The sequence below is a fragment of the Enterobacter cloacae complex sp. HYC080_NIDB genome (genome assembly GCF_056673325.1).
This window is the reverse complement of the sequence record NZ_CP114212.1, coordinates 2,873,711-2,896,116: the sequence shown is the minus strand read 5'-3', so window position 1 is coordinate 2,896,116 and position 22,406 is coordinate 2,873,711. Positions and strand designations below refer to the sequence as shown.

The window sequence follows — 22,406 nt, the reverse complement described above, 5'->3', positions numbered from 1 at the left end:
GCTAACACGTGTACGCTGAACAAGTCCGATCAGTTTGAATTAAACCAGCCCAGCCAGCGTAACGGCCATGGATAACGGTGGCGAGCATCTTGCTGTGTCGCCTGAGCAATTCGCTCCTGGATGGTCTGCATCAGGGTCGTCTGCCCCTCGCCATCCCATACCAGGTTTGTCAGTAAGGGTAGTGCATCCTCAATCCCTTCGATGGCCCAGATGGCGAATTGTTCCTGCTCAACCGCGTCCAGAATAGCCTGGCTAAGGCTTAAATGGCGTACATTGGGTGCTGGAATAATCACACCCTGTTTGCCGTTTAAACCACGCTGCTGACAGATAGAGAAGAAGCCTTCAATTTTTTCGTTCAGACCGCCAACAGGCTGAGCACGACCGAACTGATCGACCGAACCGGTGATCGCGAGGTTCTGGTTGATCGGCACGTCTGCCAGGGCGCTGATCAAGGCGCAGAGCTCCGCCATAGAGGCGCTATCGCCATCCACTTCGCTATAGGATTGTTCAAACGTCAGCGAGGCGGAGAAGGGGATTTGCTGCTCAAGCTGCAGCTCAGACATCAAAAACGCCTGCATGATCATCATGCCTTTGGCGTGAATGTTGCCACCCAGCTCGGCTTTGCGTTCAATATCGGTGAACTCGCCATCGCCAACATGCACAACACAACTGATGCGTGAGGGTTCCCCGAACGCGCGCGGGTGGCCAGGGAATTCAATCACGGACAGGGCGTTAATCTGGCCGACGCGTTCACCTTCGGTCTCGACCAGAATTTGTTCCAGCAGAATTTCATCCTGCATACGGTCAGCAAGATAGCCTTCGCGCCACTCACGCTGCGCCAGCATCTGCGTGAGCTGTTCGCCAGTAAACGCACCTTTACCGCTGATCACACCCACTTCACGCAGCTGCTTTCCTATCCAGAGTGGACTGAGCGGCAGGGTTTCCTGGTCACCGGTATAACGAACCGCTTCGCGGATCAAACCCGGCCACGCGTCAGCGGCAGGCATTGGCAATGCAAAGCGTTCCGCAACGGCCAGCACCCACTGACACCACTGCGCCATGTCATCAGCATCGGCTACCTGGATGTTGTCTTCGTATTCGCTGTAAACCGCCAGCTCAGCCAGTTCCGGCTCCATTTCCTGGAAGTCAGCCAGCGATTCACGATCGCCCGTCAGCACGACGGTCAGCGACAGCGGCATTGAAGGCACGGAGACCGGCAGAGGACGAGACTCATCGTAACCGACCCAGTCAAAGCGTTGCTGGGTCACAATCGTTTTCAGGCGCATCCACAGCAGCGGCTGCGAGAGCAGGGTGCGCAGAGAGATGATCAGCACGCCGCCGTTTGCGCGATGTACCAGACCCGGTTGCAGTGAAAGCTCACCATTGAACTGACGCAGACAGCCAAAGAGTTGTTCAGCCTCGACCCAGTTAGCGGTAATGACTTCACCTGTCGCTGCAAAACGGTCATCGGCCTGGTCCGCCGGTTCGAAGGCGATCTTATCTCCCGCGATACGATACTGGCCGCCAAAGACCGCGTTCGCTTCCGGGCGCAACTGGCGCATAGCGTCCCCGAGAAGCGTCAGATATTCCGCCTCTTCGGGGGCTTTCAGCAGCATGAAGGGCGATGTCGCCCATGGGCTTAACGCCTGCTCCAGCGCATAATGCAAACGGGGTTGCGTATCGCTAAGGATGAATGGATGTTCTGTTGCGAGTTCGGGCTGTGAAAACAGGTCCTGATAGCTCTCGGTATCCGGAACAAGGTCACGCCATGCAAGTTTCGTAATCGTCAAAGTTGATGTTTTTTAGTCAGATGTAAAAGCGTGGAGTATACCGTAAGCGGGGGGATCTACCCAAGCAGGATTGGGTATTTCGACAGCGGGAATGGCTGCATTGACTCACAGGATATGATTTCTTTTCAGCAGATTGCCAAAAAACTGATATTCTGAACAGAGTTACGTGGTAACACTGAGATCGCAATGAAATATCAACAACTGGAAAATCTCGAAAGCGGCTGGAAATGGAAGTACCTGGTCAAAAAGCACCGTGAAGGGGAGCTGATCACCTGCTACATCGAAGCCAGCGCTGCACAAGAAGCCGTGGATATTTTGCTGACCCTCGAGAATGAACCGGTACAGGTTAACGGCTGGATTGAGAAACACATCAATCCCGCGTTGTTAAACCGGATGAAGCAAACGATCCGCGCGCGACGCAAACGGCATTTTAATGCTGAGCATCAGCACACGCGTAAAAAATCAATCGATCTGGAGTTCGTGGTCTGGCAGCGTCTGGCTGGGCTGGCGCAACGGCGTGGTAAAACGCTGTCGGAAACCATCGTGCAGTTGATTGAGGATGCCGAACATAAAGAGAAGTATGCTAACCAAATGTCGTCGCTAAAAAACGACCTTCAGGCGTTGCTGGGCAAAAAGTAGATTTGTGTTTTTCTTCAGACAATAAAAAACCCCGCATTGCGGGGTTTTTTTATAAGACGATAACTTATGCCGCTGGCTGAGTTACAACGTCTTTAACGCCTTTAACTTCGATCTCTACGCGACGATCTGGAGCCAGGCAGTCGATCAGTGCAGCGCGAGCTTTCACGTTGTCACAGGTGTTGCCAGTAACTGGGTTAGATTCGCCCATACCACGTGGGGAGATCTTGTTAGCTGGGATACCTTTAGAGATCAGGTAATCAACAACAGACTGAGCACGTTTCTCAGACAGTTTCTGGTTGTAAGCGTCAGAACCGATACGGTCGGTGAAGCCCAGAACCACTACGGAACCGTCTTTAGGATCCAGGTTGCTCAGCTGGGTGTACAGCTGATCCAGTGCCTGCTGGCCTTCTGGTTTCAGAGTTGCTTTGTTGAAGTTGAACAGAACGTCAGACTTCAGAGTGAAGTGCTTGGTCTGTACTTCTGGAGCTGGAGCCGGCGCTGGAGCAACAACTGGTGCTGCATCTTCCTGCTGGCCGAAACGGTAGGAAACACCTACGCTCAGCATGCCGTTGTCTGGACGAACGCCAACGGTAGCACCGTCGCCGATGTTGTTAACCCACTGGTATTCCAGACGGGTAGCGATGTCACGGGTCATAGCCCACTCAACGCCACCAGCGAATACTGGGGAAACACCGGTGTCATGGTCGTCGCCAGCGATGCTGTTGCTGGAGTCAGCGCGCCATACCATACCACCCAGACGGGTGTACACGTCCAGATCGTCAGTTACTGGGTAACCCAGTTTAGCGGTCAGCTGTACGCCTTGAGCTTTAAAAGCGCCATTAACGTTGTCGCCTTTGTATGGCATACGACCTAACCAGTCGTAACCCATTTCAAAACCAACATACGGGTTAACCTGATAGCCACCGAACGCACCTGCACCAAGCTGGCTCTCGTGAGTAGGGCCATCATTGTTCAGGCTGCTGTTGTACCAGCCGGTGTCGTGGAACTGAGACCAGCCCAGTTTACCACCTGCATACCAGGTATTATCTTTCGGAGCGGCCTGCGCTACGGTAGCGAAGCCAGCCAGTGCCACTGCAATCGCGATAGCTGTCTTTTTCATTTTTTGCGCCTCGTTATCATCCAAAATTCGCCATGAATGTCTCAAGTAGAGAATCACGGTTAAATCCTTCACCGGGGGGCGTGGTCAAATATAAATCTACCGATATCTTCGGCTTAGGCCGAGCACCCCTGGCGATGTAAAGTCTACAACGTAGCTGAAAACTTACAAGTGTGAAGTCTGTCAGGCATATGAAAAAAAAAGTTCCGTATACCTATTATTTAACATTTTTAGAACGAATTTTGTGCAGTAAAATTAAGGAGAACCGCTCCAGACGCGCCTTGCCGCAATTTTGACGCCGGGAACTAAATCCGTATCTTGCGGTCAAAAAAAATTCCAGGAAAAATCTTAATTTCGCTCAATGATACAAATTTGAGTGAATTTTTAGCCCAGAAAGTTGTCCTCTGCGATAAGAATCTGGACGAACCGGGCGCATGATGAACCCGATCGCATTCCCTTCTTCAGCCGCTTCAGTCAGACGAAAATGTTCCTCTTCCGTCAGTTCTTCGGGTAACCAGCCGATCACCACGCTGTAATTTCCAGTGCGCAACGCGCGAACCATAGACTCAACGGTATCGCAGGGAGAGAGTTGGTTAATCTGCATCACCTTAGCCAGCGGCAGGCCTGCGGACTGAACCCATTCACGGCTCAATTTTTGCTGTGGCGTCAGCCAGAGCTGCCAGCGCGATTGCTGACCAAGCTGCTGTAATAAAGGCAGTAGCAGGAGTTGGGTCAACAGAGGCTGGTCTTCACGATAAACCACTTCACTAATAAGCCCCGTCGAAACACCCCCAACGGTGTTGTGCGCGACAGTGCCCGCGGTAGAGGAGAGAGAAGTTGAGCGATTTGCATAGCCTGAAGTGTACATATTCATTCCAGCCCTGTAGTTACTGTATGGATATACAGTAACCCCTGTATGCATAAAGATCAACCTCATTTTCGGAAAGCGACTCGCAAAATTCGTTCAATGTTGATGCCCCTCGAAAAATCATCTTGCTCAACGGCGCTAAGTTGCCTATTTTCCTGCTAACGGATCCGCTAGTAAGAAATTTCGCTGTTACCTTATGATTTAGAAGGGAAATATCATGAAAAAGATATCTTATGAACGGATTTATCAATCCAGGAATACCTCTCACCGCTAGGAGAAATTCATCATCGCGCCCTGTTCGGTGGCTATACCCTGGCGGTAGATGACGCGGTTTTTGCCATGGTGTCAGATGGCGAGCTGTACCTTCGCGCGTGTGAAGAAAGCGCAAAATACTGTGTAAAAAATGCCGCCTCTTTTTTGACGTTGATGAAACGAGGCCGCCCGGTACTTCTCAACTATTACCGTGTCGATGATGGACTGTGGCAAGACAGGGAACGGCTGCTTCAGCTCTCCTCTTTCGCGCTCAATGCGGCGAGGAAAGAGCGCTGTCAGCGCCATCAACGAAACCGGCTTAAAGATCTGCCAAACCTGACTTTTCAGCTTGAGGTATTACTTTTCGAAGCGGGCATTACTAACGAAGAGACGCTGCGGGCGCTGGGTGCCAGGGAGTGCTGGTTGAAAATGCGGGCTAAAAATAGGGCACTCGGTATTAAAGTGCTCTTTGCCCTTGAGGGGGCTATTGAGGGTTTGCATGAGGCGGCACTCCCGGCAGGCATTCGCCGGGAGTTGACGGAGTGGTTTAATGCGCTGCCTGAGCCACAGAAGAATCACTCCTCCAGGTAGCGATTTGCTGTTGTAACCGGCAAATTTCTGGCAGCAGAGCGATAAGCAGGCCAATCTGCTGTAGCACCAGCGGCGCTTTGCTGTCGTTTCCAGGCTCAAGACGCGCGATACGTTGAGTCAGTTCATCCAGCGACTGTCTCACTTTCGGTTCATCGGCTGGCCGGTGATGCAGTGCATCATCGACGTAGCAGACCGCGTCATCCAACAGGTTGAGTATGCCCGGGTTGACCAGTTTCTCGCGGTGGGCACCCAGCGTGGAAATATAGCTGGTGAAGGTATGGTTGAGGCAGAGCAACCGGAAAGCCGTCTCACGCATCTCGGCCGTGGCACGAGGCTCCGTTGACATGTTAGAGACAACCGAGGCCAGCTCAGCATCACTGTTGTGCGCATCGCGGCGGGCTATCCGATAAGCCAGACGGTTATCGCGGCCCTGGTGGTACTGCTCAAGGATGGCATCCAGGTATCGGCAGTTGGCGTTCAATGCCCTGTCTAACACCCGCGGTAAATTACGGAAACGCCAGTCCGGCCAGATAAAGCTCACCGCTGCCCAGGCAATCGCACAGCCGATCAGGGTATCGAGCACGCGAGGCAGGGCGACCTCGAACCCTTCACCCAGCAGGTTAAAGCAGAGCAGCACCAGCAGCGTGATGAACATGGTGGCATGAGCGTACTGCACGTTGCGAAACGCGAAAAACAACACGCCGGTAATCACAATCAGCACCAGTTGCCCTTCAACAGAAGGCACGAAGTACAGCACGGGAAGTCCAATCGCGACACCGACCAGCGTACCGATAATACGCAGCGCAAGGCGGTGTCGGGTGGCGTTATAGTTTGGCTGGCAGACAAACAGACTGGTCAGCAGGATCCAGTAGCCATGCTGCAAACCGGTTATCTGGATAAAGGCATAACCGACGCATAGCACCAGAGACATTCTCACCGCGTGGCGAAAGAGCGCCGACTCCGGCGTAAAGTTGCGGCTCAGCCGAAGCCACATATCGCTAAAGCTATGTACGCTGTCATCAGCTAGCTGATTTTCCACATCATTACCCGGTTGCGCCATCGCCTGTTCGGATTCGATGGTCGCCAGCTGAGCATCTATAGCCCGCAGGTTGTTGAGCAGAAAACCCAGCGCTTTGATATGTTCCGGTGAAGTTCCGCTGGCCTGAACGCGATCGAGCGCCGCATCAAGATGGCTAAACACCCGTTCGAAACGGGGGTCATGCTGATAGGGCGTGCGCAGCAGAATGGATCGCGAGAGCTGCTGGCAGGCCAGGGACTGCATGGACAGCAGGCGCTGGAAGCGGAACATCACGTCGCTGTAGCGAAACTTTTCACGCAGGGCGGCATACTGAACATGCGAGGAACTGGCGCGTTCATGAATGTCCTGGGCGGCAAAATAGTAGTGTAAGGTTCTTCGCGTTCCACGCTGACCGCGATCGCCGCGCAGACGGGTGAGCAGAGAGGCTTTCGTCTGGTTAAGGGTGGTGACCAGCTGACCGTTTGCCAGCGCCAGATCGTAAAGCGGCGCCTGGCTTTCTTCTTCGATATCCGGGTCAAACAGCCGGGATTTCAGTTCCAGATAATGGGCTAGCTGCTCAAAGCTACGGGCAAGGTTATCCTGCAGCGGGCGAACCGGGAAGATAAGATGACCGGTTAACGTCAGCAGGTTATACCAGATGGCGCCCAGCAACAGCAGCAAAGGTTGCTGGTACCACTGGTCGTAAAGTGACACGCCCAGCATGGTATAGATGGCGATCAGCAAAGCGCCGAAGGCGATAGTGGCGTAGCGCTGCCCCAGTCCGCCCAGCAAAATAAACCCGCTGGTCGAAATCGTCAGGCCCAGCGCAAACAGCCACGGCCAGGGGAAGAGCAACTCAACGGACGCTGACGCGATAAAAAAGCAGACGAGCGTAATCACCAGGTTACGCAAACGACCGGCCAGGCGATCGTCCAGGTCCGCAAGCGCCCCGGCCACCACTCCCAGCGTGAGCGGGATGGTGAGTTTGACGTCATTCAACCACCACGGCAGGGCTACCGTGCCGCAAAGCGCGATAAAAATCCTGACGTTGTAAAGCCAGGAACTGTTCCAGGTATAACGGCGAAGCAGTGGGCTTAGCATAAACGCGGCCAGTCCTTATTTACTGAAAACGACGACGTGCGTTCGCTTCACGCGCCGCCTGGGCCACTTCAACCGGAACAACTCTGCGCCCGACGGGCCAAAGGGCGATGGCGGCGATCTTAAAGTTCGCGAGCCCTACCGGAATCCCAATAATTGAGATGCACTGAGCAATACCGGCAAAAATATGCATGATGCACAGCCACCAGCCAAAGAAAATCAGCCACAGAATGTTCAGCAGGGTTCCCCCCGTGTTCATCAGGGCGTTCTTACTTTCCGGGTTCAGTTCGTCAACGTGGATGGCTTCGTTACCGTAGGGGATCAACGAGAGTTTGGTGATTTCCCAGCAGGAGCGGGTCAGGGGGAGTGTGAAAATCAGGACGATGCTCACCAGTGTGGCAAAAAGCCAGGAAAGGGTGGTGGCAAAACCGCCCAGCACAAAATTCAACACATTCAGAACGGTACGCATAAACCCTCACTTCCTTTCGATAAAATTAACGCCCAATGATTGTAACGTTTTTTTAGGCTGGAGCACCTTAAAACTGGCAGTTAAACTGTCAGGTAAATTATCTCTTCGTGGATTTGGCGGGACATGGAACTGAAAGCAACTTCATTAGGCAAACGCCTGGCGCAACACCCTTATGACAGCGTTGTTTTGCTCAACGCCGGGGTGAAAGTCTCCGGAGAACGCCACGAATACCTTATTCCGTTTAATCAGCTTCTGGCCATCCACTGTAAGCGTGGGCTGGTATGGGGTGAGCTGGAGTTTGTTCTGCCAGACGATAAAGTCGTGCGTCTTCACGGCACCGAGTGGGCGGAAACCCAGCGTTTTCATCACCACCTGAACGCCCGCTGGCAGCAGTGGAGTCACGACATGAGCGTGATTGCCGCCCAGGTTCTGCACCAGGTGCTGGACGAGATCGCCCAGAGCAACGCGCAACAAACGTGGTTGACCCGCCAGCAGACTGCCGGGCTGCAGCAAAAGATTCGCCAGGCTCTCTCGGCCCTGCCGATTGCCGTAACGCGTCTTGATGAGTTCGACAACTGTCGCGACGCCTGGCGTCAGTGTCAGGCCTGGCTGAACGATAAGGATAAGAGTCGGCTGGCGCATAACCAGGCCTGGACAGATGCCATGCTGGCCCAGTACGCCGACTTTTTCAGTACGGTGGAATCTTCGCCGCTCAACCCTGCGCAGGCTCGCGCGGTGGTCAATGGCGAGCAGTCGCTGCTGGTGCTCGCGGGGGCAGGAAGCGGCAAAACGTCGGTACTGGTGGCGCGTGCAGGCTGGCTTCTGACGACCGGCGAAGCGGTTGCCGATCAGATTCTGCTGCTGGCTTTTGGCCGTAAGGCTGCCGAGGAGATGGACGAACGCATTCAGCAACGTCTGCATACCCGGGATATTACTGCCAGAACCTTCCATGCCCTTGCGCTGCATATCATTCAGCAGGGCAGTAAAAAAGTGCCTTCCGTCAGTAAACTGGAAAACGACACGCAGGCGCGCCAGGCGCTGTTTATCAAAACGTGGCGTCAGCAGTGCAGTGAGAAAAAAGCGCAGGCGAAAGGGTGGCGTCAGTGGCTGGAAGAGGAGCTCAACTGGGCAGTGCCGGAAGGCAGTTTCTGGCAGGATGATAAACTGGCGCGTCGGCTGGGATCGCGTCTTGACCGTTGGGTCAGCCTGATGCGGATGCACGGTGGCTCACAGGCTGAAATGATTGAAGGTGCGCCAGAGGGGATCCGCGATCTATTTTCGAAGCGGGTCAAACTGATGGCACCGCTCTTAAAAGCCTGGAAAGCCGCGTTGAAGGCGGAAAATGCCGTCGATTTTTCCGGTTTGATCCATCAGGCGATCGTCATTCTTGAGAAAGGACGTTTTGTCAGTCCGTGGAAACATATTCTGGTGGATGAGTTTCAGGATATCTCACCCCAGCGCGCAGCACTGCTCTGTGCGCTACGGGCGCAAAATAAACATACCTCGCTGTTTGCGGTGGGGGATGACTGGCAGGCCATCTATCGCTTCAGCGGCGCACAGCTTTCACTCACGACCGCGTTCCACCACTATTTTGGTGAAGGTGATCGCAGCGATCTGGACACCACGTATCGCTTCAACTCCCGGATTGGTGAAGTCGCCAACCGTTTTATCCAGCAAAACCCGCATCAGCTGACCAAGCCGCTTAACAGCCTGCGGCCTGGGGATAAAAAAGCCGTCACCCTGCTGGCGGATGACCAGCTGGAACCGCTGCTGGACAAGCTCAGCGGCTATGCGAAGCCCGATGAGCGTATCCTGGTGCTGGCGCGTTATCATCACCTTAAACCTGCAGCGCTGGAAAAAGCAGCTACCCGCTGGCCGAAACTGCAGCTTGAATTTATGACTATTCACGCCAGCAAAGGGCAGCAGGCCGATTATGTGATTGTGATGGGGCTGAAAGAGGGCAGCGACGGTTTCCCGGCTCCGACCCGTGAATCGGTGATGGAACAGGCCCTACTGCCGGTGCCGGAAGATTTCCCGGATGCCGAAGAGCGACGTTTGCTTTATGTGGCAATGACGCGCGCACGTCACCGCGTCTGGCTGCTGTTCAATAAAGCGGAGCCATCCGTGTTTGTCGATGTTCTGAAGAGTATTGATGTGCCGGTAGCGAGAAAGCCGTAGCGACGACGGGCAAGGATGGGTAGGCCGGGTAAGGCGAAGCCGCCACCCGGCAAAAAAGCTACTTCAGTCTCTCAGAAAGATAACGCTGATAGTCCGGAATCAGGATATCAACCGGCGAATTGAACTGCGGTGATTCGATGATGAAATCCGCCGTCGAGAGGTTTGTCGCCACCGGAATATTCCACACCGTCGCCAGACGCAGCAGGGCTTTAACATCGGGATCGTGCGGAACCGCGTTCAGCGGATCCCAGAAGAAGATCAGCACGTCAATCTTCCCTTCGGAAATCTGCGCGCCGACCTGCTGATCGCCGCCCATCGGGCCGCTCAGCATCGCATTGACCTCCAGACCCGTTTCGCGCTGGATCAGGTTTCCGGTGGTGCCGGTCGCTGAAAGGGCATGCTTTTCCAGCAAAGACTGATGGCGGCGCACCCAGTTAAGCAGCATTTGTTTACAGTGATCGTGCGCCACCAGTGCAATGTGTTTGCGTTCAGGCAGCGTGCGTGTTGTCAGTTCCATAATCATATCCATCAGGTTAACTGACTACACGATGACGGGAAGCGCCTGACGCTGCAAGCGTCAGGCGAAAAAAATGTGGCTTAGGATGAAGGTTGTTGCTTTGCCCACTGTAAAAATCGGGCCCGCGTGTCGGGATCGGCCTGCTGGAACCAGAATTTCAGGCGCTGTTCCGTCAGCGTCTGGGACTGAGGCGGGATAACATCCAGTTCCGATACGCCGGAAAGCAGCGTACTGTCGTCGGCCATCAGGGTGGCAAACTGCGGAAGGGAGGCGCGTTTACCGGCTTTGTTATAAACCTGCGTAGCCGCCTCGTAATCCGGGCCTTTCGGGGACGTGGTTAATGCCAGAATATCCAGCTTCACCGGGATCGGCATTGCATCGCCGTCCAGCAGTTCAATGCGCGGCGAGGCGTCAAAGGCCGCCGATTCCTTTTCTGTTTCAAGGCGAGGCAGAGTAATGTTCACCTGACTGATTTGCCGGGTATTAAAGCTGATAATCAGCGGTGGCGAGATGTACAGTCGTTGCTCATGGTTAGCCAGGCCGATCGATTTTTCTACCCGAAAGACCAGTTGATGGGGGCCGTTATCTAATTCGATGCTGTCAGCACCGCGTAATAATGAGCTGGACACTTTTTTTCCGTCCAGTACCAGAAGATCAATGTCGCCAGAGAGCCGAAGCGTGGTAGCAAATACGCAAACCGGCATCACTAACGCAATCAGAGCCGTGGCAATACCGGTTCTCATAGGAGGCTCCCGTCAGACATACTGTCGCCGCATTAATGTATCTAAATTTTTCGATAATCACGTTTACTAACATATAGACATATTTTGCCGTTTTGCCCTCATGCATCTGTATGGGATGGATGGTTGAGATGTGCGCTTTGGCGTACACTTTTAAAAAAGCCAGGAGAAAAACCATGAAAGAGAATGATGTTGCTGAGATTTTGACATCCACGCGGACCATTGCGCTGGTGGGCGCGAGCGATAAACCCGATCGTCCCAGCTATCGGGTGATGAAATACCTTCTCGATCAGGGTTATCACGTCATCCCGGTCTCGCCAAAAGTGGCGGGGAAAACGTTGCTGGGCCAGCAAGGGTATGCGACGCTCGCTGACGTACCCGAAAAAATTGATATGGTCGATGTCTTCCGTAATTCCGAGGCCGCATGGGGCGTAGCGCAGGATGCTATTGCCGTCGGGGCGAAAACCCTGTGGATGCAGTTGGGTGTGATTAACGAGCAGGCGGCCGTGCTGGCGCGTGAAGCGGGTCTGAAGGTGGTCATGGACCGATGTCCGGCGATTGAGATACCCCGTCTGGGGCTGGCGAAATAATAAAAAAAAGCCCGTTATCGGGCTTTTTTTACACGCTTAGTTCCGCAGGCGCGGAGCCTGTAGCTGTTTACGGATGGTCTGAGCAAGTTCATCCATCGTAGGTTGCTCCGGATGCTCTTCCTGCAACTCACTACTCAGCTGCGCTTCAGCAAGGTAGGTATGAACGGGTTGTCCGTCGTCACCTTCCATCACCACATGGTACCAGGGCGCAGCGCGAAGCTCGGCGTTAACCGCCAGCTCGTCTGCTGACGGTTCATCAAGGGAATACTCCGGGTCGATATCGACGACCACACCCAAATACCCTAGCAAAGTGTGGCGGACCTGCTGGCCGATACCGAATTTGCTGGCAATCATAGTCACCTCCCGGGAAATACGACTTACACGTTATGTGTGGTCAATATTTCTCTTTTCAAGTTACATGACGCGACAGGCAAACCCTTTCAGATACAGCCCTTCCGGGTAGGTAGCAATCACGGGATGATCGGCTGCCTGACGGAACTGCTCTATAAATTGTACATCACGACCAGCATCTATTGCGGCATCGGCGATGATTTTCTGAAATAAATCTGTGGTCATCAGACCGGAGCAGGAGAACGTCAGCAGAACGCCACCCGGGTTCAGCAGCTGGATGGCCAGCATGTTGATATCTTTGTACCCGCGGCAGGCGCCCATCAGCTGGCTTTTATTCTCCACAAACTTAGGGGGATCCATCACGATAACGTCGAACTTCTCGCCCTGATCGCGATATTTACGCAGCAGCTTGAAAACGTCGTCGCGTACAAACTCCGCTTTGCTCAAATCCAGCTTGTTTAGCTCGACGTTTTGTTTTGCCACGTCCAGCGCTTCCTGTGACGTATCCACGCTGACGACCTGAGCACAGCCACCCATCAGCGCCGAAACGGCAAAACCGCCGGTATAGGAGAAGCAGTTAAGTACGCGCTTGTCGGCGACGTACTGGCGGGTCGCCAGACGGCTGTCGCGCTGGTCAAGGTAATAGCCCGTTTTGTGACCGCCCTGAATATCCACCAGCAGCTTCATGCCATGTTCTTCAATGGGCAGCAGGGCTGGCGGCAGTTCGCCCGTTACTGGCCCCTGAGTCAGCTCCATGCCCTCTTTTTTGCGCACTGCCACATCGCTGCGGTCGTAAATGGCACACTGCGGGAACAGCGTTTGCAGCGCGCTAATCAGCGCGGCACGCTGGTATTCCGCTCCGGCGCTCAGGAGTTGCAGCACCAGGAAGTTGCCGAAGCGATCGATGGTCACACCCGGCAGGCCGTCGGACTCACCGGCGATCAGACGATAGCTGTCCAGACCGTCACGCTTTGCCAGCCATTCACGCCACTGCTGCGCCTGCTGCAGGCGGCGAACGAAGAAGTCGATATCAATGGTTTCATCTTTGTCGAAGGTCCAGACGCGAGCGCGGATCTGGGACGCAGGCGAGTATGCGCCTCGCGCTAACCATTTCCCCTGATGGTCAACGATATCAATGGTTTCACCGAGGCTGGCTTTGCCTTCCATGCGGGCAACTGCGCCAGAAAAAACCCAGGGATGACGGCGCAGTAAGGATTTCTCGCGCCCTTTGGCTAACACTAAACGTACACTCATAATTTGCTGTTCTGTCGATTTCAGGGAAATGGCGCGTAGATTATCACATTCAGCAAGTCGCAATCATCTGTGGATGCCTTTGAGCGTTTCGGCACAAAATCAAATCGCTTAAGCACATTACGGTATGGCCCCGTGCCTTACATTGGGGCTTCCCGTTCAGCAAAGGACCCCCCTATGAAAAAGCGCAGTGTAATAGTAACAACCGCTCTGGCGGCGATAAGTTTTCAGGTTTTAGCGGCAACGCCTTTCAGTATCACCAGTCAGGATATCTCCGGGGAGCACCGTTTAGCGCAACAGCAGGTGTTCAACGGTTTTGGCTGCCACGGTGATAATCAGTCTCCGCAGCTTGCATGGAAACATCCGCCAGCCGGTACGAAAAGTTTTGCCATCACGGTATATGACCCCGATGCCCCCACCGGCAGTGGCTGGTGGCACTGGACAGTCGCCAATATTCCTGCGAAAACAATGGCACTGCCTGCGGGCGCGGGTAACCCAAAGAGTGAGAAATTACCCGCTGGCGCGGTGCAGGGGCGTAATGACTTCGGTTATTCTGGATTTGGCGGCGCATGTCCACCTGAGGGAGACAAACCGCACCGTTACCAGATTACCGTCTGGGCGCTGAACGTGGACACACTGCCCCTTGATAACAATGCCAGCGGCGCGCTGGTCGGTTATATGATAAACAGTCACGTTCTGGGAAAAACGCAGTTAACCGCAACGTACAGCAGATAAGGATGACCCGGTGCAGGAGTTTTACCTTCAACATAAACAGCTGACGGCGGGCGAAGTCAGTGCCAGCAAAATGCATCGCCTGCACCAGGTTAAACTTTTTTTTCCGGCCATTTGTCACATTACTCACGGCAGTAAGGTCATTGTTCAGGATGACAATCGCCTGGTGGCAACGAGGGATGCGCTGATTATTATCCCGGCCAACACGTCAATGGAGATTATTAATCAGCCTGCGAACGGCATGTTTCGATCGGACTTGCTGATGTTGTCGCCAGAGATCCTGGCCGAGTTTAAAGCGCATTACCTGAAATCCTGGCCGGGCACGACGTTACATTCCCTTTGTGTCCCGTTGAGCGAAGGGCTGGCGTTTATGTGGGATAACCTGCTGCACGCCGTGCGTCAGGATTTACCGGAGGCGTTACAAAAACATCAGGCCTTCGGTCTTTTGCTGGCATTGCTGCATGAAGGCGTGGCAGGTCCGCTGCTTATTGAGCGAAGCAGTAACCTGACTGAGCAGGTGCGACAGTTCATCATGCTATCGCCGGCCAGATCCTGGACTGCGCATGATATCGCAAGCCGTCTGGCCTTAAGCGTACCGACGCTGCGCAGAAAGTTGCGTGAAGAGTCGCAGAGTTTTCGCCAGATCGTCGAGGAGGTGAGAATGGCCGTTGCGCTGTCACAGCTGCAATCGACCCGATTACCCATTGGCGAAATCGCATTACAATGTGGGTATCTTTCCAGTTCTCGTTTCACCGCCCGTTTTCGGCAGCACTACGGCTGTTTGCCGAAAACGCTACGTTAAGGAGAAGAAAAATGTCAAAAATTTGCACTATTGCCTGGGTTCACGGCATCGTTCAGGGCGTCGGGTTCCGCTACAGCACCCAGCGTGAGGCTCTTCAGCTCGGGATCACGGGCTATGCGCGAAACATGGATGACGGCAGCGTTGAGGTGGTCGCCTGTGGCGACGCGAAGCAGGTAGAAAAACTGATGGTGTGGCTGAAAGCGGGTGGCCCGCGCAGCGCGCGGGTTGACAGGGTGCTAACAGAACCTCATCAACCCGGCCGGGAATACGAGAACTTCAGTATTCGTTATTAAATGCACTTCACCGGCTTTGGCAGGCCAGCAATTTTGGTGGCCTGTTTAGCCGGGCCTTTCGGAAACAGACGATACAGATAGCGGCTGTTGCCTTTCTCTTCGCCAAACTTATTGGCCATCGCTTTCACCAGCATGCGGATCGCCGGAGAGGTATTAAATTCGAGATAAAATTCGCGCACAAAACGCACGACTTCCCAGTGTTCGGGGGAGAGGGTGATACCCTCTTTCTCAGCAATCACTTCTGCCAGCGCTTCACTCCACTGGCCACTCTCTTTGAGATAACCGTCGTTATCGGTCTCGATCTCTTTGCCTTCAAAACTCAACATAGTCATTCACGCGTCAGTCAAAAACCGCAGCAGTGTAGCAAAAAACAAAGCCCCGCATAAGCGGGGCTCGGTTCACAGCGCTATGGATTAATCCCGGCTGGCGAAGCCCAGAATGCTCAGCAGGCTGACGAAGATGTTGTACAGCGATACATACAGGCTCACGGTGGCGCGAATGTAGTTCGTCTCACCGCCGTGAATGATGTTGCTGGTTTCATACAGGATCGCGCCAGATGACAGCAGGATAAACACCGCGCTAATCGCCAGATGCAGGGCAGGCAGCTGCAGGAAGATGTTAGCCACCATACCAATCAGCACCACCACGATACCCGCCATCAGCATACCGCCGAGGAAGGACATGTCCTTACGGGTGGTCAGCACGTAGGCCGAGCAGCAGAAGAACACCAGCGCGGTACCGGCCAGCGCCATGCCAATCACGTCGCCCATACCGGCAGACAGATACGCGTTCAGAATCGGCCCCAGGATATAGCCCAGGAAGCCGGTGAAGGCGAACGCGGACAGAATACCGACTGGTTTATCCGCGGTTTTGTAGGTCAGGAACATCAGCCCATACATCCCCACCAGCGTCAGGATCAGCCCCGGAGACGGCAGCATCAGCACGGTGCTGGCGGTGGCAGTGATCGCCGAAAACGCCAGCGTCAGGCTGAGCATGAAATAGGTATTGCGCAGCACCTTGTGGGTACTGAGTAGCGATGTGCGGTCGCGTGAAGAAGTAATAATACGATCCATGAGTCACTCTCTTATGACAGATGTAATTAGCGGAAAGAATAGGAAACGGCGAGCCAGTCTCAAAGTGGTTTTACCCATCTTTACTCAGCACGTTAGCGAAGGAGATGGTTATTTCTTCTGCAGAAATGCATTTCACCAGAATGAACAGCGGTTTGAGAAAATTTACCAGATCAACCTCTTATAGGTTACTGAAAAATATTGCGTTATTACCCTTAGGGCGCTAAGAGTTATCTCCGGATCGTCATAAAACAGACAATAAGGCGAAGAACATGAAACCACAAACACGCACGCGCTTTACACTCTCTTTACTTACCGCCGGGATTCTGTGCGCCAGTACGGCATCCTGGGCGGCCAACGTCCCGGCAGGAACCGCGCTGGCAGAGAAACAGGAACTGGTCAGAAATAATGGCAGTGAACCGGCTTCGCTCGATCCGCATAAAGTCGAAAGCGATGTCGAATTCAATATTATCAGCGATTTATTCGAAGGTCTGGTGAGCGTCTCCCCGACGGGTGAAATTCAGCCCCGGCTGGCGGAAAAGTGGGAGAACAAAGACAATACCGTCTGGACGTTCCATTTGCGGCCGGGCATCACCTGGAGCGACGGGACAGCGATTACCGCAGAAGATGTGGTCTGGAGCTGGCAGCGCCTGATCGATCCTAAAACGGCGTCACCGTATGCCAGCTATCCGGGCAACATGCATATTGCCAACGCGGCCGATATCGCCCAGGGGAAAAAAGCCCCCGATACGCTGGGGGTAAAAGCGATTAACGACACCACCCTGGAAGTGACGCTCACGCAGCCAAACGCGGCTTTCCTTGCGATGCTTGCGCACCCGTCGCTGGTACCGGTGGACAAAGTGCTGATTGGGCGTTTTGGCGATAAGTGGACCAAGCCGGAGCATTTCGTCAGCAGCGGGGCGTATAAACTTTCTCAGTGGGTGGTCAACGAACGCATTGTGGCGGAGCGTAACGCGCGCTACTGGGATAATGCGCATACCGTTATCAACAAAGTGACGTATTTGCCCATCACCTCTGAAGCTTCAGATGTGAACCGCTATAAAGCGGGTGAAATTGATATTGTCTACACGGTCCCCATTAACCAGTTTGCCCAGCTGAAGAAAACCCTTGGCAGCGAGCTGGACGTTTCACCGCAGCTCGCGACCTATTACTACGAGTTCAACACCACGCGCCCGCCGTTCAACGACGCGCGCGTGCGTAAGGCGCTGAATATGGCGCTGGATAAAGACATCATTGCCGGGAAAGTGTTAGGGCAGGGGCAGCGTCCGGCGTGGCTGATTAGCCAGCCGGACATCGGTGGGGTCAAGCTGCAGAACCCGGATTACGCCAGCTGGCCGCTGGACAAGCGCATCACGGAGGCGAAAAAACTGCTCAGCGAAGCGGGGTATAACGAAAGCCATCCTCTGCGCTTCAACCTGCTTTATAACACCTCTGAATCGCACCAGCGTATCGCGATTGCCGCCAGCTCCATGTGGAAGAAAAACCTCGGCGTGGACGCGAAGCTGCAAAATCAGGAGTGGAAAACCATGCTGGATACCATGCACACCCACAACTTTGACGCGGTGCGTTACGCATGGATTGCGGACTACGACGATGCAGCAACCTTCCTGAACAACTTCCGTACCGGCGACAGCGAAAATACCAGCCAGTACAGCAATCCGGAGTACGACCAGGCCCTGATCAACGCCGCGAAAGCGAAAACAGCCGGGGAACGGGGTAAGTTCTACCAGCAGGCGGAGGATCTGCTTGGCCGTGATGTGCCAGCCATTCCGGTTTATCACTACGTTCGTACCCACCTGGTCAAACCGTGGGTAGGGGGATTCACACCGGATAAGCTCGGGTACTATTTCACAAAAGACATGTACATCAAAAAGCATTAAGAGGGCGGGCTGAATGTTATGCTGTTAAAATCGCCGATATGTCGTCAGTTCAACCGATTAAACGCGTTTTGGCTATTTTTACAGCGAACGATTGCAGCCACTCTTTACAGCACGCGGTGAGGTGTTTATAGTTCGCCTCACTTAGGAAGTGTGGCCGAGCGGTTGAAGGCACCGGTCTTGAAAACCGGCGACCCGAAAGGGTTCCAGAGTTCGAATCTCTGCGCTTCCGCCAGATATAAACCCCAGCTTACTCGTTAAGCTGGGGTTTTTCTTTTGGCGTGAATTTAAAACCTGACGTTTATGAACGGATAAACGCCAGAATGTCCGCGTTGATGGTCTCCGCATGCGTGGTGTGCATCCCGTGCGGGAAGCCTGGATAAATTTTCAGCACGCTGTTCGCCAGCAGCTTGTCCTGCAGAAGGGCGGCATTCTTATACGGTACGACCTGATCGTCATCGCCCTGCATTACCAGAACGGGAACCGTGATGGCTTTTAAGTCCTCCGTCTGGTCAGTCTCTGAAAACGCCTTAATCCCCTCATAGTGCGCTTTGGCACTGCCAATCATTCCCTGACGCCACCAGTTCTGAATCGTACCCTGTGAAACCTCCGCGCCATCCCGGTTAAAACCGTAAAAAGGGCCGCTGGCTACGTCGAGGTAAAACTGCGCGCGATTGGCTGCCAGCGCACTACGGAAGCCGTCAAACACCTCGATGGGTGTCCCGCCGGGGTTATTCTCTGTTTTGACCATCAGCGGGGGAACGGCGCTGACGAGCACCGCTTTGGCGACGCGCCCCTGCGGCTGGCCGTATTTCGCTACATAGCGGGCGACCTGGCCGCCGCCGGTAGAGTGACCGACATGCACGGCATTGTGCAGATCCAGGCTTTCAACCACGGCCGACGCGTCGGCCGCATAATGATCCATATCGTGACCTTCACTGACCTGATCCGAACGTCCATGACCACGACGATCGATAGCGATACTGCGATAGCCCTCTGCAAGGAAGAAGAGCATCTGGTTATCCCAGTCATCGGCACTCAATGGCCAGCCGTGATGGAAAACAATGGGTTGAGCTTCTTTCGGACCCCAGTCTTTGTAATAAATGTTGACGCCGTCTTTCGTTGTTACGAATGCCATACCGCAGACTCCTCTGTTAAAAACAACACGACCCCTAAAGTGTAGGAGAAATCATATCAGCGGTGGGTTTCATTCCCGTGAAAGGTATTCATTTTGCATTCAGGGCTCTGGTGCGGCGCGCCAGAGCCCCCAGGGCGGGGTCATACAGCGGGGCTTAGCGGTTCCCTTCAATATAGCGGGCGAGATCTGCCGGGGTCTTCAACACCGTCGCTACGTCAGTTGGCGGGATCATACAGCCGTAAACGTCCTGCACTTCCAGCACCATATCGACTGCCAGAATAGAGTCGAGAATATCAGATTCAATCAGTTCATCGTGAAAGCCCACTTTACGGGATAATACTTTTTCGAACAGGGCGAGAATTTCGTTTTCCATTATGTTTCCTGGATAATTAATGAGTGCGGGCGTAAGCGTCCAGCAATTTGCGGTCAATTTTGCCGTTAGGGTTCAGCGGCAACGCGTCTTTTACGATAATTTGTGAAGGCACCATATAGTGGGGAACCACTTTCGACAGCGAGGTTTTGATCGTATCCGGTGCCATTTCCGTCACGCAGAACGCGGCAATACGCAGCACGCTGCCGCAGGGTTTCATCAGCGGCATCACTACCGCTTCATTAATGCCGGACATGGCCAGCAGACGGTTTTCGATCTCGTTGATTTCAATACGGTAGCCATTCAGTTTGACCTGACTATCGTTGCGACCCTGGCAATAGACCATCCCCGCTGCATAACCCAGATCGCCGGTCCGGTAGCCGCGACACGCGTCATCTTCCCGATGCAGTAATTTTGCCGCGTTCTCCTGCGGCAGGCCGAGGTAGCCGCGCATGACGTTTTTACCCCAGATAATCAGCTCGCCCTCGGCGGAAATGTCCATTCTGCTCTCCGGCATCATGACCCCCACCGGCAGCACGGCGCTGTCCTGGTTAAGGATCTCATCCGTAATTTCAACCACCGTCGTCGCGATGGTCGCTTCCGTTGGGCCATAGGAGTTGATGATTTTGGCCTGCGGGAAACGGCGGCGCAGCTGTTTAACCAGCGCTTTATTGAGCACTTCACCAATGAAGATAAAGACGCCGAGTTCAGGCAAATACTCGCTGTTAAACTGCGGGGACAGCAGCTGCTGGTAGGCAAAAGAGGGCGTGGACACCCAGGCGGAGACCGCGTTGCTTTTGAGTCGCGCCAGCCAGTTCTCTTTCTGAATATCCTCTTTGGCGTTGAGCACGATGTGTCCGCCCATCGCCAGGTTCGCCAGCAAAGGGATCAGGGAGAGGTCAAAGCTGAACACCGCGTGGTTCATCAGCACCGGTTTTGCCGGTAGGGAAAAATCCTGGCTGACCCATTTCATGAAGTGCCAGACGCTCTCGCGTCCAATCTGCACGCCTTTCGGTTTGCCGGTGCTGCCTGAGGTAAACATGATATAGGCCAGATCCTGCTCTTCCAGGACCTTGCCCGCTTCACCGGTGGCAATAAACTGCCGGGTTGCCACGTCGTAATAGTAAGGGACACTGGCCAGGCTACAAATCTCCCGGAGCCGCTCCTGCGGGTAGATGCAATCCACCGGGATGTACGGAATGTTGTGCAACAGGCAGCTATAAATCGCCACGGCGAACTCGGCCTGCTGATGACCATATAATACGACCGGTGTGCCTTCGATGGGCTTGCAGCGTTGATAGCGTTCCGCCCAGTCCATCACGGCGGCGGAAAGCTGTAGCCAGCTGAGGGTTTCGTCGCTACCCGTGATGGCCAGCTGCTGCGGGGAGGCGGGATCGCGCAATGCCGCACGTAAGAAATCCTGCAGTTCCTGCAGATCGGTGTGATATTTCATAGAGGAGACATTCCACTAAAGATGTAAAGGGATCCTGCGGCGCTGCCCAGCGTCAGAATTCGCCCCAAAAACGCCACTGCCGGATACTGCAAACCGCGGTGTAATGCCGGGCTGCGTTTGGCTGACCACAGCAGCATGTTGTGTGCGACAGAAATGGCGCCAAACAGCGCGCCGCTGATGACATAATGGCGTTCCAGGCCATTCCATGCCCCCATGCAGAACAGGGTGCAAAAAATACCGATATTTTGCGCCAGCGTTTTGTTCTGACGGAAAAAGTTGAACTTCATCAGGTTCATATAGACGGGCATAAACACCACATCGCGCAGCCATTCAGACAGGCTGATGTGGAAGCGCCGCCAGAAGTCCTGAGGGTTCTTTGCAAGCAGCGGCATATTGAAGTTTGCCGGAATATTCAGCCCGAATAAGCGCCCGGCACCGATGGCCATATTGCTGTAACCCGCAAAATCAAAGTACAGATAGGCGCTGTAAGCAATCGACATCACCACGCCGACGGTCAGCGAAAACGGCTTATGGCTCCAGGGCTGCACCACAAGCGAATCGATCAGCATGGCAAACAGGAACTTCTGGATGATACCGGTGACGATCTGCTCTAACGCTGTTAAACATTGTTCACGGTTAAGGGTGAATGCGGGTTTATTCACATCGCTCATCCATGTCCGCCAGCGGTACATCGGCCCGGCCAGAATAATAAAGGGCATAAAGAGGTAGCAGAAATAGTGCAGAATATTCTGGCCCTCTTTTTTACTGCGATACAACAGCACATCCACCGCGCGAAAGGTCATAAAAGAGAGACCGATCATGCCGAGATGGTGATTAAAATGTAATTTCACCAAAAACAGGGGCAGCAGCGTTAACACGATCGCCTGCCAGGTTTTTAACCATCCTTTTTCTTTTAACGTGGCGAAAAGATAAAAACAGCCAAATACGATCGCCGGAATACGATAATCGCCCTGAAAAATATAGCCCCAGCCCAATGCTGTCAGGACGGCCAAGGACGATAACCAGGTCAGGCGATGGCGCAGCAGGCGATTAATCAGCGCAAATACCCCTGCCGATGAAAATAAACAGACAAAAAACAGTCCTGAGCTGTACATCATTCGGCCTCAGAATTTCTGATATTCAAAATGCAGTTGCATACTCATGCTGTCATCGACAGCGGT

General features: G+C 53.9%; 22 protein-coding genes, 1 tRNA gene and 1 pseudogene. 9 read left to right on the top strand and 15 right to left on the bottom strand.

Annotated elements, in window-relative coordinates; genetic code table 11:
• Nucleotides 1–29: 29 nt before the first annotated feature.
• A complete protein-coding gene (locus O1723_RS13850) occupies nucleotides 30–1,790 on the bottom strand; it encodes an AAA family ATPase (protein WP_014883250.1) in 1,761 nt (586 codons plus the stop codon).
• Between the two features lie 186 nt (nucleotides 1,791–1,976).
• On the opposite strand from O1723_RS13850, the gene matP reads away from it, so the two are divergent.
• A complete protein-coding gene (gene matP / locus O1723_RS13845; protein ID WP_023332611.1) occupies nucleotides 1,977–2,429 on the top strand; it encodes a macrodomain Ter protein MatP in 453 nt (150 codons plus the stop codon).
• Between the two features lie 64 nt (nucleotides 2,430–2,493).
• On the opposite strand, the gene ompA is transcribed toward matP, so the two are convergent.
• Complete coding sequence (gene ompA, locus O1723_RS13840; RefSeq protein ID WP_014883252.1) at nucleotides 2,494–3,549, bottom strand: porin OmpA; 1,056 nt, start codon at nucleotides 3,547–3,549, stop codon at nucleotides 2,494–2,496.
• Between the two features lie 355 nt (nucleotides 3,550–3,904).
• Entirely contained in the window at nucleotides 3,905–4,414 is a 510-nt protein-coding gene (gene sulA, locus O1723_RS13835; RefSeq protein ID WP_014883253.1) for an SOS-induced cell division inhibitor SulA, read from the bottom strand.
• A gap of 217 nt (nucleotides 4,415–4,631) precedes the next feature.
• On the opposite strand from sulA, the pseudogene O1723_RS13830 reads away from it, so the two are divergent.
• A pseudogene (locus O1723_RS13830) lies at nucleotides 4,632–5,257 on the top strand (TfoX/Sxy family DNA transformation protein).
• Here the strand turns inward: O1723_RS13830 and yccS are convergent.
• Both yccS and O1723_RS13820 read right to left on the bottom strand, forming a co-directional pair.
• Nucleotides 5,214–7,376, bottom strand: a complete 2,163-nt coding sequence (gene yccS, locus O1723_RS13825) for a YccS family putative transporter (protein ID WP_014883255.1) — start codon at nucleotides 7,374–7,376, stop codon at nucleotides 5,214–5,216. The pseudogene O1723_RS13830 and the gene yccS overlap by 44 nt on opposite strands.
• A gap of 19 nt (nucleotides 7,377–7,395) precedes the next feature.
• Entirely contained in the window at nucleotides 7,396–7,842 is a 447-nt protein-coding gene (locus O1723_RS13820; protein ID WP_014883256.1) for a YccF domain-containing protein, read from the bottom strand.
• A 123-nt stretch (nucleotides 7,843–7,965) separates the two neighbouring features.
• Between O1723_RS13820 and helD the strand changes: the two genes are divergently transcribed.
• Nucleotides 7,966–10,020: a DNA helicase IV gene (gene helD, locus O1723_RS13815; RefSeq protein WP_248190787.1), complete on the top strand. Its 2,055-nt coding sequence runs from the start codon at nucleotides 7,966–7,968 to the stop codon at nucleotides 10,018–10,020.
• Nucleotides 10,021–10,078: 58 nt separating this feature from the next.
• Here helD and mgsA read toward each other — a convergent pair whose 3' ends face one another.
• A complete protein-coding gene (gene mgsA, locus O1723_RS13810) occupies nucleotides 10,079–10,537 on the bottom strand; it encodes a methylglyoxal synthase (RefSeq protein ID WP_008499922.1) in 459 nt (152 codons plus the stop codon).
• 80 nt (nucleotides 10,538–10,617) lie between these two features.
• Nucleotides 10,618–11,280, bottom strand: coding sequence for a curli synthesis inhibitor (gene csgI / locus O1723_RS13805; RefSeq protein WP_014883258.1), 663 nt, complete (start codon nucleotides 11,278–11,280; stop codon nucleotides 10,618–10,620).
• A 173-nt stretch (nucleotides 11,281–11,453) separates the two neighbouring features.
• Between csgI and O1723_RS13800 the strand changes: the two genes are divergently transcribed.
• The gene (locus O1723_RS13800; protein WP_014883259.1) at nucleotides 11,454–11,867 is read left to right on the top strand and encodes a CoA-binding protein; all 414 of its coding nucleotides are present in this window, start codon (nucleotides 11,454–11,456) and stop codon (nucleotides 11,865–11,867) included.
• A 36-nt stretch (nucleotides 11,868–11,903) separates the two neighbouring features.
• Here the strand turns inward: O1723_RS13800 and hspQ are convergent, their stop codons facing one another.
• Together hspQ and rlmI are read right to left on the bottom strand one after the other, a co-directional pair.
• A complete protein-coding gene (hspQ, locus tag O1723_RS13795; RefSeq protein WP_008499919.1) occupies nucleotides 11,904–12,221 on the bottom strand; it encodes a heat shock protein HspQ in 318 nt (105 codons plus the stop codon).
• Nucleotides 12,222–12,281: 60 nt separating this feature from the next.
• Nucleotides 12,282–13,472 carry a 23S rRNA (cytosine(1962)-C(5))-methyltransferase RlmI gene (gene rlmI, locus O1723_RS13790; RefSeq protein WP_014883260.1) on the bottom strand — a complete coding sequence of 397 codons (1,191 nt, stop codon included), beginning with the start codon at nucleotides 13,470–13,472 and terminating at the stop codon, nucleotides 12,282–12,284.
• 174 nt (nucleotides 13,473–13,646) lie between these two features.
• On the opposite strand from rlmI, the gene O1723_RS13785 reads away from it, so the two are divergent.
• The 3 genes from O1723_RS13785 to yccX all read left to right on the top strand — a co-directional run bounded on the left by O1723_RS13785 (nucleotide 13,647) and on the right by yccX (nucleotide 15,296).
• Complete coding sequence (locus O1723_RS13785) at nucleotides 13,647–14,204, top strand: kinase inhibitor (RefSeq protein ID WP_248190789.1); 558 nt, start codon at nucleotides 13,647–13,649, stop codon at nucleotides 14,202–14,204.
• Nucleotides 14,205–14,274: 70 nt separating this feature from the next.
• Nucleotides 14,275–15,003 carry an AraC family transcriptional regulator gene (locus O1723_RS13780; protein WP_176602108.1) on the top strand — a complete coding sequence of 243 codons (729 nt, stop codon included), beginning with the start codon at nucleotides 14,275–14,277 and terminating at the stop codon, nucleotides 15,001–15,003.
• An 11-nt stretch (nucleotides 15,004–15,014) separates the two neighbouring features.
• Nucleotides 15,015–15,296, top strand: coding sequence for an acylphosphatase (gene yccX, locus O1723_RS13775; protein ID WP_014883263.1), 282 nt, complete (start codon nucleotides 15,015–15,017; stop codon nucleotides 15,294–15,296).
• Here yccX and tusE read toward each other — a convergent pair.
• The gene (gene tusE / locus O1723_RS13770; RefSeq protein WP_014883264.1) at nucleotides 15,293–15,622 is read right to left on the bottom strand and encodes a sulfurtransferase TusE; all 330 of its coding nucleotides are present in this window, start codon (nucleotides 15,620–15,622) and stop codon (nucleotides 15,293–15,295) included. The two genes, yccX and tusE, sit on opposite strands and share 4 nt — an antisense overlap.
• Before the next feature lie 87 nt (nucleotides 15,623–15,709).
• The gene (gene yccA, locus O1723_RS13765) at nucleotides 15,710–16,369 is read right to left on the bottom strand and encodes an FtsH protease modulator YccA (RefSeq protein ID WP_014883265.1); all 660 of its coding nucleotides are present in this window, start codon (nucleotides 16,367–16,369) and stop codon (nucleotides 15,710–15,712) included.
• A gap of 269 nt (nucleotides 16,370–16,638) precedes the next feature.
• Here yccA and O1723_RS13760 point away from each other — a divergent pair, with 269 nt between their 5' ends.
• Nucleotides 16,639–18,267, top strand: coding sequence for an ABC transporter substrate-binding protein (locus O1723_RS13760; protein ID WP_014883267.1), 1,629 nt, complete (start codon nucleotides 16,639–16,641; stop codon nucleotides 18,265–18,267).
• Nucleotides 18,268–18,411: 144 nt separating this feature from the next.
• Nucleotides 18,412–18,499: transfer RNA gene (locus tag O1723_RS13755), tRNA-Ser, on the top strand.
• Nucleotides 18,500–18,565: 66 nt separating this feature from the next.
• On the opposite strand, the gene O1723_RS13750 is transcribed toward O1723_RS13755, so the two are convergent.
• The 4 genes from O1723_RS13750 to O1723_RS13735 form a co-directional block, all read right to left on the bottom strand.
• Complete coding sequence (locus O1723_RS13750) at nucleotides 18,566–19,402, bottom strand: alpha/beta fold hydrolase (RefSeq protein ID WP_248190790.1); 837 nt, start codon at nucleotides 19,400–19,402, stop codon at nucleotides 18,566–18,568.
• Nucleotides 19,403–19,556: 154 nt separating this feature from the next.
• Nucleotides 19,557–19,775 carry an acyl carrier protein gene (locus O1723_RS13745; RefSeq protein WP_014883269.1) on the bottom strand — a complete coding sequence of 73 codons (219 nt, stop codon included), beginning with the start codon at nucleotides 19,773–19,775 and terminating at the stop codon, nucleotides 19,557–19,559.
• A 16-nt stretch (nucleotides 19,776–19,791) separates the two neighbouring features.
• Nucleotides 19,792–21,225 (bottom strand): AMP-binding protein, encoded by a 1,434-nt coding sequence (locus O1723_RS13740; RefSeq protein ID WP_248190792.1) that lies wholly within the window; start codon nucleotides 21,223–21,225, stop codon nucleotides 19,792–19,794.
• On the bottom strand, nucleotides 21,222–22,340 hold the full coding sequence (locus O1723_RS13735) for an MBOAT family O-acyltransferase (RefSeq protein ID WP_014883271.1): 1,119 nt from the start codon (nucleotides 22,338–22,340) through the stop codon (nucleotides 21,222–21,224). Before O1723_RS13735 ends, O1723_RS13740 begins: the two co-directional genes overlap by 4 nt.
• Between the last annotated feature and the right edge of the window lie 66 nt (nucleotides 22,341–22,406).